Raw genomic sequence first — 16,188 nt, forward strand, 5'->3', positions numbered from 1 at the left:
AGGGGGTCAGCCGGCCAGGGAGTCCGGCAGCCGGTCCACCTCGTGCGCGGGCGGCTGCAGCCGGCTGACCGCCTCCGTGGCGCTCACCCCGGTGGTGTCCATCGACTTCTTGACCTTGGCGCCGTAGACGTCGACGTACTCCTGGCCGGAGAGCTCCATGATCTCGTACATCACCTCGTCGGTGATCGAGCGCTCGACGAACCGGTCGCCGGACAGCCCGGCGTAGCGGGAGAAGTCCAGCGGCTCGCCGAAGCGCACCACGACCCGGACCAGGTGCTTGCCCAACCGCCGCCCCAGCGCCCCCGGCAGCGGGACCCGGCGGGGCTCGTACAGCATCGCGACCGGGACGACGGGGGCGCCGGTCTCCAGGGTCATCCGGGCGATCCCGGTCTTGCCGCGGAACAGGCGGCCGTCCGGGGAGCGGGTGCCCTCGGGGTAGATGCCCAGCAGCTTGCCCTGGGTGAGGATGCGGATGCCGGTGCGGATGGCGTCCTCGGCGGCCGAGGCGTTGGTCCGGTCGATCGGCACCTGGCCGCTGCCCCCGAAGAACACCCGCTGCGCGACGCCCTTGGGCCCGGTGCCGGTGAAGTACTCGGCCTTGGCCAGGAAGGTGACCCGGCGGCGCAGCGACAGCGGCATGAACACCCAGTCGGCCGCGGACAGGTGGTTGCTGGCGATGATGGCCGCGCCCCTCGCCGGCACGTGGCCCATCCCCTCCACACGGGGCCGGAACACGAGCTTGGCGACCGGACCGACGGCCACGTACTTGAGGAACCAGTAGAACAACGCGCCTCCCTCAGGGACTGTCAGACTAGAGAGGCGCAGGACACCTCGACAATCGCAGCCCTCCCCGCACCTCCCGCTCCCCCTGATGACGCCCCGGAGGACCCGTCATGACGCAGGTCACGCCGCTGCCGGTCCCGGCCGTCGGGTCGGTCCCGGGGCTCCGGGCGACGGCGACCGCAGCGGGGCCCGCGTGACGCTCCCCCGCCGCGGCCGGGGGCGCCGGGACAACGGCCTGGACGCCGCCCTCTGGTCACCCGTCCGGGACGTCGACCCCCGGGTCGGTGAGCACCTGCTCGACGTCCTGCTGGACGCGGGGATCGCCGCCTACCTGGAGCCGGCCACCGACGTCGAGCCGTACACCCGCACCGTGTCGCTGCCCAGCCCGCCCTCGGACCGGCTGTTCGTCGACCGCGCCCGCCGGGTGGAGGCCAGCTCGCTGGTCGACCGGCACGCCGAGCCGCGGCCGGCCGGCCCGCCGGCCCGCGAGGAGCGCCCGGACCTCGACGCCGACGCGGAGTTCGCCCGGATCGTGGCCGCCTTCGAGGCCGAGCACGGCCGCACCGCGGTCTCCGACGAGCCGCGCGACGACCCGCCGCCGCCCCCCGCGGAGCCGGCCGTGCTGGACGCGCCGGAGGAGCACTACGAGCCGCCGCCGCCCCCGCCGCTGCCGGTCCTCGCCCCCGCCTCGCTGTACGCGCTGGTGCTCATCGTCGTCGGCGTCGTCCTGATCGTCGCGCCCGGCAGGGTGGGGCTGTCGCTGGACGTCGGCCTGGTGCTGGGCGTCGCCGCGGTCGCCGGCGGGGTGGCGGTCCTGGTCTCCCGGATGCGCGACCGCTCCGACGACGGCGACGACGGCGCCGTCGTCTAGCGGAGGGCCGCTAGCCTCCGCAGGATGAGCTCTGCGCCACACTCCGCCGTCGTCACGCTGACCGGTCACCTGATGGACACCGGCATCCTGGCCCGGGTGCTGGACGACGTCCTGGAGTACGGCGGGGACTACCGGATCGACAGCCTGGAGCTCGGCCGCCAGCACGGGGACGAGTCGCGGGCGCTGGTCGAGGTCAGCGCCGGGGACACCGAGCTGCTGGACCGGATCCTGATGCGCGTCCAGGTGCACGGCGCGAACGCCGTCGATCCCGGGACGGCGACCACCCGGCCCGCGCCCGCCGACGGCGTGTTCCCCGAGGACTTCTACTCGACCACCAACCTGGAGACCCTGGTCCGGCTGGACCGGGACTGGCTGCGGGTCGAGCACCCGGAGATGGACTGCGGTCTGGTGGTGTCCGACGGGTCGGTCGTCCGCACTGTCCCGGTCAGCGACGTGCGGGCCGGCGACGCGGTGGTCTGCGGCGCCCACGGAGTCCGGGTGGAGCTGCCGCCGCAGGCACCGCGCGGCGAGGAGGACGACTTCGGCTTCATGTCCTCGACCGTGAGCAGCGAGAAGCCGCAGGCGCTGCTGGTCCGGCAGATCGCCGAGCGGATGCGCGAGGTCAAGGCCGCGGGCCGGCGGGTGCTGTGGGTCGGCGGCCCGGCGGTGGTGCACACCGGCGCGGCGCCGGCGATGGTCCGGCTGGTGGAGGCCGGCTACGTCGACGTCCTGTTCGCCGGGAACGCGCTGGCCACCCACGACATCGAGTCCGCCCTGTTCGGCACGTCGCTGGGCGTGGACCTGGCCAAGGGCTCCGGGGTGCCGCACGGCCACGAGCACCACATCCGGGCGATCAACACCGTCCGGGCGGCCGGGTCGATCGCCGCGGCGGTGGACTCCGGCGTCCTCACCGGCGGGGTGATGCACGCGCTGGTGCGGGCGGGCAAGCCGTTCGTGCTGGTCGGCTCGGTGCGCGACGACGGCCCGCTGCCCGACGTGATCACCGACGTCATCGACGGCCAGCGGGCGATGCGCGCCGAGCTGCACGACGTCGGCTTCGCGATCATGGTCGCCACGATGCTGCACTCCATCGCCACCGGGAACCTGCTGCCGGCGTCGATCCCGCTGGTCTGCGTGGACATCAACCCGGCCACGGTCACCAAGCTCGCCGACCGCGGCAGCGCCCAGGCGATGGGCATCGTCACCGACATCGGGCTGTTCCTCGAGCAGCTCGCCCGCGAGCTGGCTCCCTAGCCCACGCCGTCGCAGACGGCCTGGCGGGCGAGGTCGGCCGCGCCGACCAGCCCGGCCTGGGCGCCCAGCTCGGCGACGACCACCCGCGGGCCGGGGCGGAACCCGCGGCCGGGCAGCGCCCGCTCGAGCCGGTCGCGCGCCGGCGCCAGGATCGTCTCGCCCAGCACGCTCACGCCGCCACCGATGACCACGACGTCGGGGTCCAGGATCGCCGCCATGTCCGCGATGCCCTGACCCAGCCAGGTGCCGACCTCGCAGAGCAGCTCGACGGCCAGCGGGTCGCCGTCGGCCGCCGCCTGGGCGACCACCTCGCCGGTGATCCGGGCGGCGTCCCCGCCCACCCGGTCCAGCAGGTCGGCCGCGGCCGCCGGCGAGCTCTGGGCGACCTCGCGGGCGGTGTGCCCGAGGGCGTTGCCGCTGGCGTACTGCTCCCAGCAGCCGCGGTTCCCGCAGGCGCAGAGCCGGCCGTCGGGGACCACGCGCATGTGGCCCCACTCGCCCGCGACGCCGTGCGCACCGCGCTGCAGCCGGCCGTCGATGACGATGCCGCCACCGATCCCGGTGCCCAGCGTGATCATCAGCATCAGGCTGCTGCCCCGGGCGGCGCCGTAGCGGTACTCCGCCCAGGCGGCGGCGTCGGCGTCGTTGCCCACCCAGAGCGGGCGCTGCAGCCGGTCGGCGAGGTCCTTGCGCAGCGACTGGTTCCGCCAGGCCAGGTGCGGGCTGAACAGCACGGTGTCGCCGGTGCGGTCGAACCAGCCGGCCGCGCCGACGCCGACGCCGACCAGCGGCCCGTCGTGCCGCTCGGCCAGCTCGTCGACGACCGCGGCGATGGCGTCCTCGGTGGCGCTGACCGACTTCCCGGGGGTGGCCCGGCGGGCGGTGTCGGTGATGGTGCCGTCCGGGGCGACGACGCCGCCGGCGACCTTGGTGCCGCCGATGTCGATGCCGATGGCGGGCAGCTGGGCGACGTCCGGGGCGGGCGGGGTGGCGGTCACGCGACGTCGATCCGCTGGACGGTGGGCGCGGGGGCCGGGTGCGGCACGGTCTCCTCCGGAGGAGCGGTGGGGTCGGGAGCGGGGGCGGCGGCCCCGCCGTCGGTGGTCGGGCGGGCGGTGCTGCGCAGCGCCGTCGCGGCGCTGGTCAGCACGTCGGCCAGCGCCTCCAGCAGGTCCGGCCGGTGCCCGCGGAGCGCGGCCAGCCCGGCGCACAGCGGGCAGGACCGGCACTCGGCGGCACGCTCGGCCGCGCCGGTGGACCCGCCGAGGAGGTCGGAGAAGCCGGCCCCTCCTGCGTGCTCGGCGGCCAGACCGGCGGCGAACCGGCGGGCCTGCTCGACCCAGTCCGGGCCGGGTGTCGTCATCGTCGGCTCTCCTGGGCGTCGAGCAGGCCGGCCGGCCACTGGGCCGGGTCGGGGGTGAACTGCACCTCGAGCGTCGCGGCGGCCGTGCCGGGGTCGGTCAGCGCGCCCCCGGCGACGGTGCAGCGGCGGAGCAGCGCGTCCAGCGGCAGCGAGCGGCGCACCCCGGCGGCGGTGACCACCAGGTCGTCGTCCCAGCGGGTGAGCTCGACCTGGCCGCGGCGGACGAAGGGCAGCGGGACGTCGAGCGCCCACCCGGCGCCGGTCCGCCGCGGGGCCGGCGGGGTCACCGGCGGGACGACGACGTCGGGGACGGCGGCGTCCAGCTGGCGCAGGTCGGGCACCGACGTCGGCGCCAGGGCCCGCTCGGCCACCTCGCGCACCGGGCCGGTGAGCTCCCGGACCCGGCGCACCGACTCCTCCTGCACGGCCGCGCGCTGCGCCCACCACTCCCCCGTCCCGGCCGGGAGCACCCGGGAGACGGTGACCGAGGCGATCCGCTGGCCGAGGACGCCCAGCACGGTGGCGGTCTCCTGCACGGTCGCCGCGGCGTCCGCGGCGGGCGGGACGACGAGGTGGACGGCGGTCGCGGCCGGGTCGGTGAGCGGCGCGGCGTCCAGCAGCTCCTCCACGCCGGCGGCACCGGCGAGCAGCCCGGCGGCCACCCCCGGGCGGCCCGGCGTGGCGGCGGCGCGCAGCGTCGCGAGCACCCGCAGCCGGGTGGGCGCGGCCTGCGCGAGCCACCAGCGCAGCGCACCGGGCAGCGCGAGCAGGGCGGTGGCGGCCGGCGCGGGGCCGGCGTCCAGCACCACGACGTCGACGTCCCCGCTGCGGGCGTGCCCGGCCAGCGCGGCCAGCAGTGCGAACTCCGCCACCCCGGGAACCGGGACGACGGAGGTCGCCGGCGGCACGGTCAGCACCGGCACCACCCCGGCCAGGTCGGCTGCGTGCCGGGCCCAGAGCTGCTCGAGCGCCGGCTGGGCACCGACGACGTCCACCCGCACGGCGTCGCCGAGGTCGACGCGCGGCGGGTGCGGGGTGAGCAGCACGCAGCGGGCGCCGTCGGCGGCGAGCCGCAGCGCCGTGGCGGCGGCCACCGTCGAGCTGCCGGCGCCGCCGGGCCCGGTGACGAGGAGGATCTGCACGCGGCTCAGGCCTCGACGCGCTTCTTGAGCTCCTTGAGCGCGGTGTCGAGGATGACCTTCTCCGCCTTGCGCTTGATGAGCCCGAGCATGGGGATCGTCAGGTCGATGGCGATCGTGTAGGTGACCGTGGTGGCGCCGGCGGACTCGGTGAGCACGTAGGAGCCGTCCTGCTTCTTCTGCATCTGGCCGCGGACCAGCGTCCAGTCGACGCGGCGGTCGCCGTCCCAGGTGTAGTCCAGCTCGTAGTCGTCCTTGACCGCGCCGGCGTCGAGCACGAAGTGCACCCGGCGGGCCCGCCCGTCGGGTCCGGTCTCGAGCACCTCGACCTGCTTGGCCGCCGAGACCCAGGTGGGGTAGGCGGGGAAGTCGGCGATGACGGCCATGACCGCGGCCGCGGGCGCGTCGACGACGATCGACTGGGTGGACTGGTCGGCCATGGGCGGGAGGGTAGTCGCTGCCCCCGCCCGCCCCGGGCCGACCGTGGGGCCGGCTGTCCCCCTCGGGTGGGCGCTGGCCTGCTGCGCAGGAGCCCGGGCGCGCTAGATTGGCGGACCGACCCCCGTCCGGGCCGGAGGCGACGGCGCCTCGGGCAGGGCGCGCAGAGAGGACCGGCGTGCGCGAGCTGAGCGTTCCCCCCACCGCCACCGTGGGGCCCGACGACGCCCTGACGGACATGGTCGCGGCCAACGCGGCCGAGCACCCCGACGCGGTCGGCCTGCGCGTCCAGCGCGGCGGGCACTGGGAGGACGTCACCTACGCCGCGTTCGCCCGGCAGGTGGCCGGCGTCGCCAAGGGGCTCGTCGCCGCCGGCGTGCAGCCCGGCGACCGGGTCGGCCTGCTGGCCAAGACGCGGTACGAGTGGACCGTCCTGGACTTCGCCATCTGGACCGCCGGCGCCGTTGTCGTCCCGGTGTACGAGACCTCCAGCGCCGACCAGATCGCCTGGATCCTGTCCGACTCCGGCGCCCGGGCGCTGGTCGTCGAGACCGCCGAGCACGCCGCCGCCGTCGACTCGGTGCGCGCCGAGGCACCGGAGCTGGGGTCGGTGTGGGTCATCGAGGACGGCGCGCTGGACACCCTCACCGCCGCGGGCGCCGACGTGCCCGACGGCGAGCTGACCGCCCGGCGGGCGACGCTGACCTCGGCGAGCCTGGCGACGCTGATCTACACCAGCGGGACGACGGGCCGGCCCAAGGGCTGCGAGCTCACCCACGCCAACTTCTTGTTCGAGATCCGCAACGGCATCAGCCTGCTGCGCGACCACCTGAACGCCGACGCCTCGCTGCTGCTGTTCATCCCGCTGGCGCACGTGCTCGCGCGCGTGCTGGAGATCGGCGCGATGCAGAACCGGGTCGTGCTCGGGCACACCCCCGACGTCAAGGACCTGCTCGGCGACCTCGGCCGCTTCCAGCCCACCTTCCTGCTCGCGGTCCCCCGGGTGTTCGAGAAGGTCTACAACAGCGCGAAGGCCTCCGCCGACGAGAGCGGCCGGGGGCGCATCTTCGACCGGGCGGCTCAGGTCGCCGTCGACTGGTCCCGCGCGCAGGACACCGGTGGTCCGGGTCTGCTGCTGCGCGCCCAGCACGCCCTGTTCGACCGGCTCGTCTACGGCAAGCTGCGGGCCGCGATCGGTGGCCGCTGCGAGGGCGCCATCTCCGGGGGCGCGCCGCTGGGCGAGCGGCTGGGCCACTTCTTCCGCGGCATCGGGGTCACCGTGTTCGAGGGCTACGGGCTGACCGAGACCACCGCCGCCGCCGCGGTCAACCACGACGCGGCCATCCGGATCGGCACGGTCGGCCGGCCGCTGCCCGGCGTGGACGCCGCGATCGCCGACGACGGCGAGGTGCTGCTCCGCGGCGGGGTGGTGATGCGCGGCTACTGGCGGAACGAGGAGGCCACCCGCGAGGCGATCGACGCCGAGCGCTGGTTCCACACCGGCGACATCGGTGAGCTCGACGCCCAGGGCTTCCTGCGGATCACCGGCCGCAAGAAGGAGATCCTGGTGACCGCCGGCGGCAAGAACGTCGCCCCCGCGGTGCTGGAGGACCGGCTGCGCGCCCACCGGCTGGTCAGCCAGTGCATCGTCGTCGGCGACCAGCGGCCGTTCATCGCCGCGCTGGTGACCCTCGACGTCGAGGCGCTGCCGGCCTGGCTGAAGAGCACCGGCAAGGACGAGTCGCTCACCCCCGAGCAGCTCCGCGACGACCCGGAGCTGCGCGCCGAGCTCGACGCCGCCGTCGCCGAGGCGAACAAGGCGGTCTCGCACGCCGAGGCGATCAAGAAGTACCGCGTGCTGAGCGTCGACTTCACCGAGGAGAACGGCACCCTGACGCCGAGCCTCAAGCTCAAGCGCGGTGTGGTCATGAAGGAGTTCGGCGACGAGGTCGAGGCCCTCTACGCCCGCTGAGTGGAGTCCCAGCGCATCACTTCCGAGCGCTGGGACTCCGCTAGGGCTCGAGCAGGGCGGCGAAGGTCTGACCGATCGTCGTCCAGGACCAGCGCTGCTCGACCCACCCGCGGCCCGCGGCGCCCATCGCCCGGGCCCGGGCCGGGTCGTCGAGCAGGTCGGCCAGCACCGAGGCGACGGCGGAGGGTGACCGCGGGTCGACCACGTGCCCGGTGACCCCCTCCAGGACCGTCTCCGGGGCGCCGCCGGAGGTGCCGGCGACGACCGGCAGCCCGCAGGCGGCCGCCTCGAGGAACACCATGCCGAGGCCCTCGACGTCCAGCCCCGCCCGGCGGGTGCGGCAGGGCATGGCGAACACGTCCCCGGCCGCGTAGTGCTCGGGCAGCCGCTCGGGCGCCACTCCCCCGGTGAGGACGACGGAGTGCCCGAGCCCCCGGGCCCGGACCTCCTTCCGCAGGGCGGCCTCCGACGGGCCGCCGCCGACCAGCAGCAGCCGGGCCCGCGGGTGCCGGGCGAGGACCTGCGACCAGCCGCGGACCAGGGTGTCCTGCCCCTTGCGCGGCACCAGCCGGGAGACGCAGACGACGACCGGCGCGTCCCCGAGGCCGTAGCGCTCGCGCACCGGGCCGCCGTCGGCGGCGGGGCTGAACCGGTCGACGTCCACGCCCGGGGACAGCTGCACCAGCTCGGTCCGGCCGGCGAGGGCCGGCGCGAGCCGGCTGTGCGTGTACCGGCTGATGTAGGTCAGCACGTCGAGCCCCCCGGCGATGCGCTGCATCGCCTGCCGCGCGCCGGGGAGGGCGACCCAGCCGGTCTCGTGCCCGTGGGTGGCGCCCACGAGCCGTGCCACGCCGGCCCGGCGCAGGCCGGGCGCGAGTGCCCCGAGCGGCGCCGCGGCGCCGAAGAAGGCGGTCCGGCAGCCGTGCTCGCGGGCCAGCCGGGCGGCGGTGCGGGCGGTCGCGCGGGTCGGCAGCAGCATCCCGGTGGGGGCGCGGACCACCTCGTAGGGCAGCGCGGCGTCGTGCTCGCGGGCGCCCGGGTGGTCCGAGGCGAGCACCACCAGCGACCCGGCCGGCCGGGTCGCCAGCAGCGCCGCGACGAAGGTCTGGATGCCCCCCTGCCGGGGCGGGAAGTCGTTGGTGACGACCAGCGTGCGGCTCACCCGCCGTGGTCCTTCACCCAGTCGCCGGCGAAGGCGACCCGCTGGGCCGCGGTGGGGTGCGAGCCGAACACCCACTGCCAGACCGCGGGCGGGTCGGGGTCGTTCAGGTTGGCCACGCCGAGCGCCTCCTGCACCGCGACGAAGGACGCCGGGTCGTCGGTGAGGTCGAGGGCGTGCAGGTCGGCCCGCGCCTCGATGTGCCGGGACACCAGGTTCTGCACCGGCGTGGACACCAGGGTGCCCACCGCCAGCAGCAGGAGGAGGAGACCCACCACCTGCCCGTCGCCCGGTCCGGTGGCGCCTGCTCGCCGCAGCAGCGGCGGGGCGCCGAGCAGCCAGCCCAGCAGCGCGACGCCCGCGCCGGCACCCAGCGCGCCGATCAGCGTGCCGGTGAGGACGTCGTCGGTGGCCACGTGGCCCAGCTCGTGGGCGGCGATCGACTCGATCTCGGCGTCGGAGAGCTGGTCGAGGACCGTGTCGTAGACGACGATCCGCCGGGTGGAGCCGAACCCGGAGACGTAGGCGTTGAGCGCCGTGGTCCGCCGGCTCGCATCGGCGACCAGCACGTCCTGCACCGGGGTGCCGCTGCGGTCGGCGAGGGCGAGCAGCTCGGTGCGCAGCGGCGAGGCCGGCATCGGGTCGAAGCGGTTGAACGCCGGCTCGATGAGCAGCGGGTAGAGGAACGAGCCGACCACGACCAGCGCGGCGGCGGCCCCGCCGGCCCAGGCCCACCAGGTCCGGGGCGCACGGCGGGCCAGCGCGACCAGCGCCAGCAGGCCCAGCGCGGTCAGGCCGGCGTCGATGCCGGTGGAGGTGGCGACGTCCCGGGCCCACAGCCCCCACCCGCGGGTGGACAGTCCGTAGCGGTGCCGGACCACCTCCGCATAGGCGGCCAGCGGCAGGGTGACCAGCCGGCCCACGGCCAGGATGGCGACGGTGCCCAGCAGCACCTGCCACACCCAGCCGCCACCCAGCGGCCGGGCGACCGCGCGGGCGGTGGCCGCCCCGGCGCGGGTCAGGCCGAAGACGGCGGAGACAGCCAGGCCCAGCAGCAGGGAGGCCAGCGACGCGGGGCGCAGCGCGCCGGCGAAGTCCTCGGCGCGGGCGATCTGGGCCGGGGTGAACGCCGCCGACGGGTCGACGGGCGTGCGGCCACCCGCGGGGGTGGGCAGCAGGTCCCACGGGGTGACCACGGCGATGACCACCGCGAGCGCCAGGCCGAGCAGGACGGCCACCGCGAGCGCCGCCCGGCGCGTGCCGGGGGCGGCGGGGGCTGACACCTGCGCGGTGCTCACGCGGGCCGGTCCGAGGGGGTCTGCGCGGGCACGACGGCGAGCTTAGGCAGGCTGCCTGAGCCGCTCGGGAAGACCGCCCGGCTCAGCCGACGAGACGGCGGGCGCCCACGTAGCCCTTCATGTCCACGGTGGAGACGATCACCGGCTGGCCGGAGGTGGAGGCGTGCACCATCTGGCCGTTGCCGATGTACATGCCCACGTGGCTAACCGGGCTGTAGAAGAAGGCCAGGTCACCGGGCTGGAGGTCGGCCCGGGACACCGCGGTGCCCATCGTCGACTGGCGGGCGCTGGAGTGCGGCAGGGTGACCCCGGCCGCCGCGTAGGCGTACTGGGTCAGGCCGGAGCAGTCGAAGGCGTCGGGGCCGGACGCGGCCCAGACGTAGGGGTCACCCAGCTGGGCCATCGCGGTGTCGACGGCGACCTGGGCCGCGTCGCTGGAGGCGACCACCTCGGCCGGCGGCTCCAGCACCGGGCCGGCGGACTCGGCGACGACCGCCCGCTGCTGCACCACGCTGAGCGCGTCGTACTGCGCCTGGTAGTCGGCGGCCGCGGAGGTCAGGTCGGCCTTCTTGGCGGTGACGTCCTCGAGGGTCTGCTCCGCCGCGGCGGTGGCCGCGTCGGCGTCGGCCTTGGCCTGCTGCGCGGCCTGGGCGGCGGCGCCGACCTGGGCGAGCACGTCGTCGGTGTGGCCGGCGATCGCGTCCAGCGTGGTGACCTGGGAGAGGAACTCCTCCGCCGAGCCGCTGGTCATCAGCGCGTTGAAGCGGGACAGGTTCTCGCCGGTGAAGGCGCTGCGGGCGACCTGGCGCATCTGGGCGTCCAGCGCGGCCAGCTGGGCCCGGGCGTCGGTGACCGCCTGCGCTGCGGCGTCGGCGGCGGCCTGCTGCTCGCGCAGGGTGTCCTGCGCCTCGTTGATCTGCTCGGTGACGGCCTCGAGGTCACGGTTGGCGTCGGCGAGGAGCGCGGTGGCCTCGTCCGCCGTGGCGGCGTGGGTGACCGCCGGCGCGGCCGACGCGCTGCCCGGCAGCGCGGTCAGCGTCCCGCCCACGGCGAGCGCCAGCAGCAGCCCGGTACTGACCCGTCCGAGGCCCCGGGCACGACCGGTGCGGGCCGGAGCGGCAGCGGACCCGGACGGGCGCAGGGCGGACAGGGCACCGGACTGAGGACGCGCCACGGGCGGCGGACTCCGTTTCTTCCACTCGACCGCCTACCGAGTCAGCTGACGGGTTCGGGCGAAGGAACGCCCTGTCTCGGCGCGCCGTCGTCGGCGCGTGTGCCCCGTTCCCGGCGCACGTGAGAACTCACCCCAGGACTGCGGTGGGTCCCCGGTCCACCTCGCCGCAGAGCGGTCCGGTGGTTCGGCGGTGTCCGAGCGGGGTCACCCTCAGTGGCGACTACGTCCCTCTCCGACACGACGAACCTAAGGCCGTGACCGGATCGAGATGAAGCCCTGTCAAACCCCGGAGTGGGGGCCAGAGCTGACAAATCGCACGCGTGGGATTTGTCAGCTCACGTGCCGGTCGCCCGGCGACGACGCATCCTGATGACGCAACGGCGGAACCAGGCCGAAGTCTGCCAAAGCCTGGACCGCTCGGCGCTCCACCTCGTCGAGGTCGACGACGCTCCACGGGTCCGGGGCCGCGGTGTCAATGCGACCGACGTCACGTCCGGCCGTCGCACGACCGGGCGCGTCACCGGTAGTGGCGCCGGCGGCACGGTGCGCCACGTCCGTGGTGGCCGGGCGGCGCTCGGCGGGGTCGGGGCCCAGGGCGGGCCGGCGGGTCAGCGGCACGACGGTGGGGTCGCTCCCCCGCCAGCCGGGTGGTGCCCCCAGCAGGACCGTCACGACGCAGTCGTCGCAGCCCTCGCCCCGGACGGTGCAGGTGTCGCAGTCGATGAGCACGGCGGCTCTCCTTCTCTGTGTCCACGTCCGACACCGCGGACGTTAGGAGCACCCCCCGACAGTTCCGGCCGACCGACCTGCGGCGGCGTCCCGGGCGGCGACGCCCGCCACGCCGGGGCGGCCGCGGTCCGGCGTGGCCTCCCCGGGACTGTCGGACCCCCGACCTAGCGTCCGCTGCGTGTCGTCCCACCCCGTTCCACCGCCGTTCCCGTCGGTCGCCGGCGAGGGGGTCCCGCCGGCCTGGCGGCAGGTGGCGCTCCCCACGGCCCCTCCGGAACGGCCGCGCTACCTGCAGGCGACGATCGACGACATCGGGACACCGCTGGCCGAGGTCACCTTCGTCGTGGTCGACCTGGAGACCACCGGCGGTTCACCCAAGGACAGCGCCATCACCGAGATCGGCGCGGTGAAGGTCCGCGGCGGGCAGGTGCTCGGCGAGTTCCAGACCCTGGTCGACCCGGGCCGGGAGATCCCGCCCTACATCAGCGTGCTGACCGGCATCACCTCGATGATGGTGGCCGCCGCCCCCCGCATCGACTCGGTCCTGCCGGCCTTCCTTGAGTTCGCCCGGGGCACCGTGCTGGTCGCCCACAACGCCCCCTTCGACCTCGGCTTCCTGCGCGCCGCGTGCGAGGAGACGGGCACGCCGTGGCCTCCGTTCGCCTCGGTCGACACCGCCGTGCTGGCCCGCCGGCTGCTCACCCGCGACGAGGTGCCCAACTGCAAGCTCGGCACCCTGGCCCCGTTCTTCTCCGCCGAGACCCAGCCCTGCCACCGCGCCCTGGACGACGCCCGGGCCACCGTCGACGTGCTGCACGGCCTCTTCGAGCGGCTCGGCCCGCTGGGCGTCAGCTCGCTGGAGGAGCTGACCGGGCTCACCCGCCAGGTCGACCCGCAGCGGCGGCGCAAGCGGCACCTGGCCGAGCACGTGCCCTCCGGACCTGGCGTCTACCTCTTCCGCGGGCCGCGCGACCAACCGCTCTACGTCGGCACCTCCAACGACCTGCGCACCCGGGTCCGCAGCTACTTCTCCGCCGGGGAGCAGCGCAGCCGGATGACCGAGATGATCGCGCTGGCCGAGCGGATCGAGGCGCTGCCCTGCGCGCACGACCTGGAGGCCGCCGTCCGCGAGCTGCGGCTCATCGCCGAGCACAAGCCCCGCTACAACCGCCGGTCGCGGTTCCCGGAGCGCGCGCTGTGGGTCCGGCTGACCGACGAGGTCTTCCCCCGGCTGTCGGTCGTCCGCCGGGTCCGGCCCGGGGCCGGGGTGTTCCTCGGCCCGTTCCCCGACCGGCGGGCCGCCGACGCCGCGGTCGCCGCCGTCCACGAGTCCCTGCCGCTGCGGCAGTGCACCTCGCGGCTGTCGCTGACCGTGCTGGGCACCGCCTGCGCGCTGGCGGGGATGGGCCGCTGCGGGGCACCGTGCACCGGGGCGCAGAGCCGGGAGGACTACGCCTCGATCGCCGCGGTCTTCGCCGCGGCCGTCGACTCCGACCCCCGCGACCTGGTCGCGCCCCTGCTGGACCGGGTCGAGCGGCTGGCCGCCGAGGGCCGGTACGAGGACGCCGCGGTGCTCCGCGACCGGGTCGCCGTCCTGGTGCGGGCGGTGCGCCGGCGGCAGCGGCTGGAGTCGCTGGCGACCGTCCCCGAGTTCGTGATCGCCCGGCCCGACGGTGCCGGCGGCTGGCAGCTGTCCGTGGTGCGCCGGGGCCGGCTGGTCGCCGCCGGGGTCGCCGAGCGCGGTCGCTCGGTCCGCGGGTACCTGGCCGACCTGCGGGCCACCGCCGAGACGCCGGTCGGCCCGGACGACGAGCTGGCCGCCTCGGTCGACGAGACCGAGCTGGTGCTGCGGTGGATGGAGAAGCCGGGCACCCGGCTGGTCGACGTCACCGGCACCCTGGCCAGCCGCACCCCGGGCACCGGGCCCTACAACGGCTTCCTGACCCGGGTCGAGGCCGGCCGGGCCGAACGCGACCCCTTCGCCGACAACCGGTCGCTGGGCACCCGGGCCCAGCCGGACCGGGTCGCTCCTGGGCAGCCGGCCCCGCGGCCCGCGCGGGGGCGCGGGACCGGGCGGGCTGCGGCGCGCCGCGGCCGGGTGGGGCCCGGGCTAGCATCCCCGGCGTGATCACCGCCATCGTGATGATCGATGCCGCCACCGACTCGATCGGCGAGGTGGCCGAGGCCGTCGCGGCCCTGTCCGGGGTGAGCGAGGTCTACTCGGTCGCCGGCGACGTCGACCTGGTCGCCCTCGTCCGGGTGCACGAGTTCGACGACATCGCCACCGTCGTCGCCGGGCAGATCAACAAGGTGCCCGGTGTCCTGGACACCGCCACCCACGTCGCGTTCCGGGCGTACTCCCGGCACGACCTGGAGGCGGCCTTCTCGATCGGCTTCGAGTCCACCGAATAAGGACCCCGCTGCCCCCACCCCTCGCACGCTCGGGGCGGGCCCCTCCAGCGGGGCCGTCAGGTTCCGGGGTCCGCCTTGGCTGCGCGGCTGACGCGCACCCACTCCTCGAGCTTGGCTGCGGCCCGGCCGTCGTCGACCGCCGCGGCGGCCCGCTCCAGCCCGGCGGCCAGGGCGTCGTGCAGCCGGGCACCCCGCGGGTCGAACGCGGCCAGCGCGGCCGCGGCGTTGAGCAGGACCGCGTCGCGCACCGGTCCGCGGTCCCCGGCCACCAGCCGGCGCACGACCTCGGCGTTGACCTCCGGACCGCCGCCGCGCAGCGCTCCCGGCGCGGAGACCGGCAGCCCCAGCGCCGTCGGGTCCAGCCGCTCGGCGACCACCTCGCCGTCGCGGACGACCCACACCGCCGACGTCGTGGTGGTGGTCAGCTCGTCGAGGCCGTCGTCGCCGCGGAAGACCAGGGCCCGGGTGCCCCGCCGCGCCAGCACCTCGGCGAGCACCGGTGCCATCCGGGCGTCGGCGCAGCCGATCGCCGCCGCCACCGGGCGAGCCGGGTTGGTCAGCGGCCCCAGGAAGTTGAAGACCGTGCCGATGCCGAGCTCCCGGCGGGGCACGGCGGCGTGCCGGAAGCCGGGGTGGAAGACCGGCGCGAAGAAGAAGCCGATGCCCGCCTCCCGCACGCACCGGGCCACCGCGGGCGCCGGCAGGTCGATGACCACGCCGAGCGCCTCGAGCACGTCCGCGGTGCCCGACTTCGACGAGGCGGCGCGGTTGCCGTGCTTGGCCACCGGCGCACCGGCCGCGGCCGTGACGACCGCCGCCATCGTCGAGATGTTCACCGTCTGGGCGCCGTCGCCGCCGGTGCCCACGATGTCGACGCAGTCGACCGGCAGGCTCACCGGGGTCGCGAGGTCGACCATCGTGGCGGCCAGCCCGGCCACCTCCGCCGGCGACTCGCCCTTGGCGCGCAGCGCGACGAGGAAGCCGGCCACCTGGGTGGGGCTGGCCTCACCCGTCATCACCTGGCGCATCGCCCAGCGGGTGTCGTCGGCCGTCAGGTCCTCGCCCCGGAGGAGCCGGGTGAGCAGGCCCGGCCAGGTCGGGCTGGCGGCGGCCACCCCGGTCAGCGGCGGACGGCGGGGCGCTGCGCGAGACGCTCGCGCAGCAGCCCCGCCACCACGTCGGCCGCGACGAGCGGGTCGACGGGGTAGGCCAGCGTGCCGTCGGCCAGCGACCAGTGCGCCAGCCAGCGGTCGGCCTGGCGGGCGATCAGCACGACCAGCGCCGGGCAGTCGGCGATCTCGTACTTCAGCTGGCGGGCGATGCCCATGCCGCCGGTGGGCTGGGCCTCGCCGTCGAGCAGGCACAGGTCGATCCCGCCGCGGTCGACGGCGGCGACGACCTCGTCACCGGTGGCACACTCCACGTACGTGAGAGGTCCCACGTCCGGCGCCGGCGAGCGGCCCAGAGCGGTGCGGACGGCGGCGCGGACCTCGGCCCGCTGGCTGAAGACCAGCACGGTGGCCGGTGCGGCGTCGGGGCTCACCCGGGGGAGCCTAGTGGCAGCCGCCGGTCGCACGAGGGCCCCGGCTCGCCGCG

The 16,188-nt window shown here is 76.0% G+C and carries 16 protein-coding genes and 1 riboswitch; of the genes, 5 read left to right on the plus strand and 11 right to left on the minus strand.

Going from position 1 to position 16,188, the window contains the following annotated elements; all coding sequences use genetic code 11:
- Positions 1-6: 6 nt before the first annotated feature.
- Complete coding sequence (locus tag MODMU_RS16770; protein ID WP_014741509.1) at positions 7-786, minus strand: lysophospholipid acyltransferase family protein; 780 nt, start codon at positions 784-786, stop codon at positions 7-9.
- 190 nt (positions 787-976) lie between these two features.
- Here MODMU_RS16770 and MODMU_RS16775 point away from each other — a divergent pair, with 190 nt between their 5' ends.
- Together MODMU_RS16775 and MODMU_RS16780 are read left to right on the plus strand one after the other, a co-directional pair.
- Positions 977-1,654, plus strand: a complete 678-nt coding sequence (locus tag MODMU_RS16775) for a hypothetical protein (RefSeq protein WP_014741510.1) — start codon at positions 977-979, stop codon at positions 1,652-1,654.
- Between the two features lie 24 nt (positions 1,655-1,678).
- On the plus strand, positions 1,679-2,908 hold the full coding sequence (locus tag MODMU_RS16780; protein WP_014741511.1) for an ornithine cyclodeaminase, nickel-pincer nucleotide-dependent: 1,230 nt from the start codon (positions 1,679-1,681) through the stop codon (positions 2,906-2,908).
- Here the strand turns inward: MODMU_RS16780 and MODMU_RS16785 are convergent.
- From MODMU_RS16785 to MODMU_RS16800, 4 genes are read right to left on the minus strand one after another with little or no spacing between them, the layout of a single operon-like run.
- On the minus strand, positions 2,905-3,906 hold the full coding sequence (locus tag MODMU_RS16785; RefSeq protein ID WP_014741512.1) for an ROK family protein: 1,002 nt from the start codon (positions 3,904-3,906) through the stop codon (positions 2,905-2,907). The two genes, MODMU_RS16780 and MODMU_RS16785, sit on opposite strands and share 4 nt — an antisense overlap.
- Complete coding sequence (locus tag MODMU_RS16790; RefSeq protein ID WP_014741513.1) at positions 3,903-4,271, minus strand: hypothetical protein; 369 nt, start codon at positions 4,269-4,271, stop codon at positions 3,903-3,905. Before MODMU_RS16790 ends, MODMU_RS16785 begins: the two co-directional genes overlap by 4 nt.
- Complete coding sequence (locus MODMU_RS16795; RefSeq protein WP_014741514.1) at positions 4,268-5,413, minus strand: ArsA family ATPase; 1,146 nt, start codon at positions 5,411-5,413, stop codon at positions 4,268-4,270. The genes MODMU_RS16790 and MODMU_RS16795 overlap by 4 nt, the downstream gene beginning before the upstream one ends.
- A gap of 5 nt (positions 5,414-5,418) precedes the next feature.
- Entirely contained in the window at positions 5,419-5,850 is a 432-nt protein-coding gene (locus MODMU_RS16800; RefSeq protein WP_014741515.1) for an SRPBCC family protein, read from the minus strand.
- 176 nt (positions 5,851-6,026) lie between these two features.
- Between MODMU_RS16800 and MODMU_RS16805 the strand changes: the two genes are divergently transcribed.
- Positions 6,027-7,820, plus strand: a complete 1,794-nt coding sequence (locus MODMU_RS16805; RefSeq protein WP_014741516.1) for an AMP-dependent synthetase/ligase — start codon at positions 6,027-6,029, stop codon at positions 7,818-7,820.
- Positions 7,821-7,860: 40 nt separating this feature from the next.
- Here MODMU_RS16805 and MODMU_RS16810 read toward each other — a convergent pair whose 3' ends face one another.
- The 4 genes from MODMU_RS16810 to MODMU_RS16825 form a co-directional block, all read right to left on the minus strand.
- Positions 7,861-8,982, minus strand: coding sequence for a glycosyltransferase family 4 protein (locus MODMU_RS16810; protein ID WP_014741517.1), 1,122 nt, complete (start codon positions 8,980-8,982; stop codon positions 7,861-7,863).
- Complete coding sequence (locus MODMU_RS16815; RefSeq protein WP_014741518.1) at positions 8,979-10,277, minus strand: M48 family metalloprotease; 1,299 nt, start codon at positions 10,275-10,277, stop codon at positions 8,979-8,981. Before MODMU_RS16815 ends, MODMU_RS16810 begins: the two co-directional genes overlap by 4 nt.
- An 82-nt stretch (positions 10,278-10,359) precedes the next feature.
- A complete protein-coding gene (locus MODMU_RS16820; RefSeq protein WP_014741519.1) occupies positions 10,360-11,451 on the minus strand; it encodes a C40 family peptidase in 1,092 nt (363 codons plus the stop codon).
- Positions 11,452-11,466: 15 nt separating this feature from the next.
- Positions 11,467-11,651: riboswitch (cyclic di-AMP (ydaO/yuaA leader) on the minus strand.
- A 130-nt stretch (positions 11,652-11,781) separates the two neighbouring features.
- Positions 11,782-12,123, minus strand: a complete 342-nt coding sequence (locus MODMU_RS16825; RefSeq protein ID WP_231851886.1) for a hypothetical protein — start codon at positions 12,121-12,123, stop codon at positions 11,782-11,784.
- A 235-nt stretch (positions 12,124-12,358) separates the two neighbouring features.
- Between MODMU_RS16825 and MODMU_RS16830 the strand changes: the two genes are divergently transcribed.
- Positions 12,359-14,308, plus strand: a complete 1,950-nt coding sequence (locus tag MODMU_RS16830) for a DEDD exonuclease domain-containing protein (RefSeq protein WP_014741521.1) — start codon at positions 12,359-12,361, stop codon at positions 14,306-14,308.
- Complete coding sequence (locus tag MODMU_RS16835) at positions 14,305-14,592, plus strand: Lrp/AsnC family transcriptional regulator (protein ID WP_014741522.1); 288 nt, start codon at positions 14,305-14,307, stop codon at positions 14,590-14,592. Before MODMU_RS16830 ends, MODMU_RS16835 begins: the two co-directional genes overlap by 4 nt.
- Positions 14,593-14,648: 56 nt before the next feature.
- On the opposite strand, the gene trpD is transcribed toward MODMU_RS16835, so the two are convergent.
- Positions 14,649-15,707 carry an anthranilate phosphoribosyltransferase gene (gene trpD / locus MODMU_RS16840; RefSeq protein WP_014741523.1) on the minus strand — a complete coding sequence of 353 codons (1,059 nt, stop codon included), beginning with the start codon at positions 15,705-15,707 and terminating at the stop codon, positions 14,649-14,651.
- Positions 15,708-15,712: 5 nt separating this feature from the next.
- The gene (locus tag MODMU_RS16845) at positions 15,713-16,135 is read right to left on the minus strand and encodes an ANTAR domain-containing protein (protein WP_014741524.1); all 423 of its coding nucleotides are present in this window, start codon (positions 16,133-16,135) and stop codon (positions 15,713-15,715) included.
- Positions 16,136-16,188: the final 53 nt, after the last annotated feature.

It is taken from the genome of Modestobacter italicus (genome assembly GCF_000306785.1).
GTDB lineage: Bacteria > Actinomycetota > Actinomycetes > Mycobacteriales > Geodermatophilaceae > Modestobacter > Modestobacter italicus.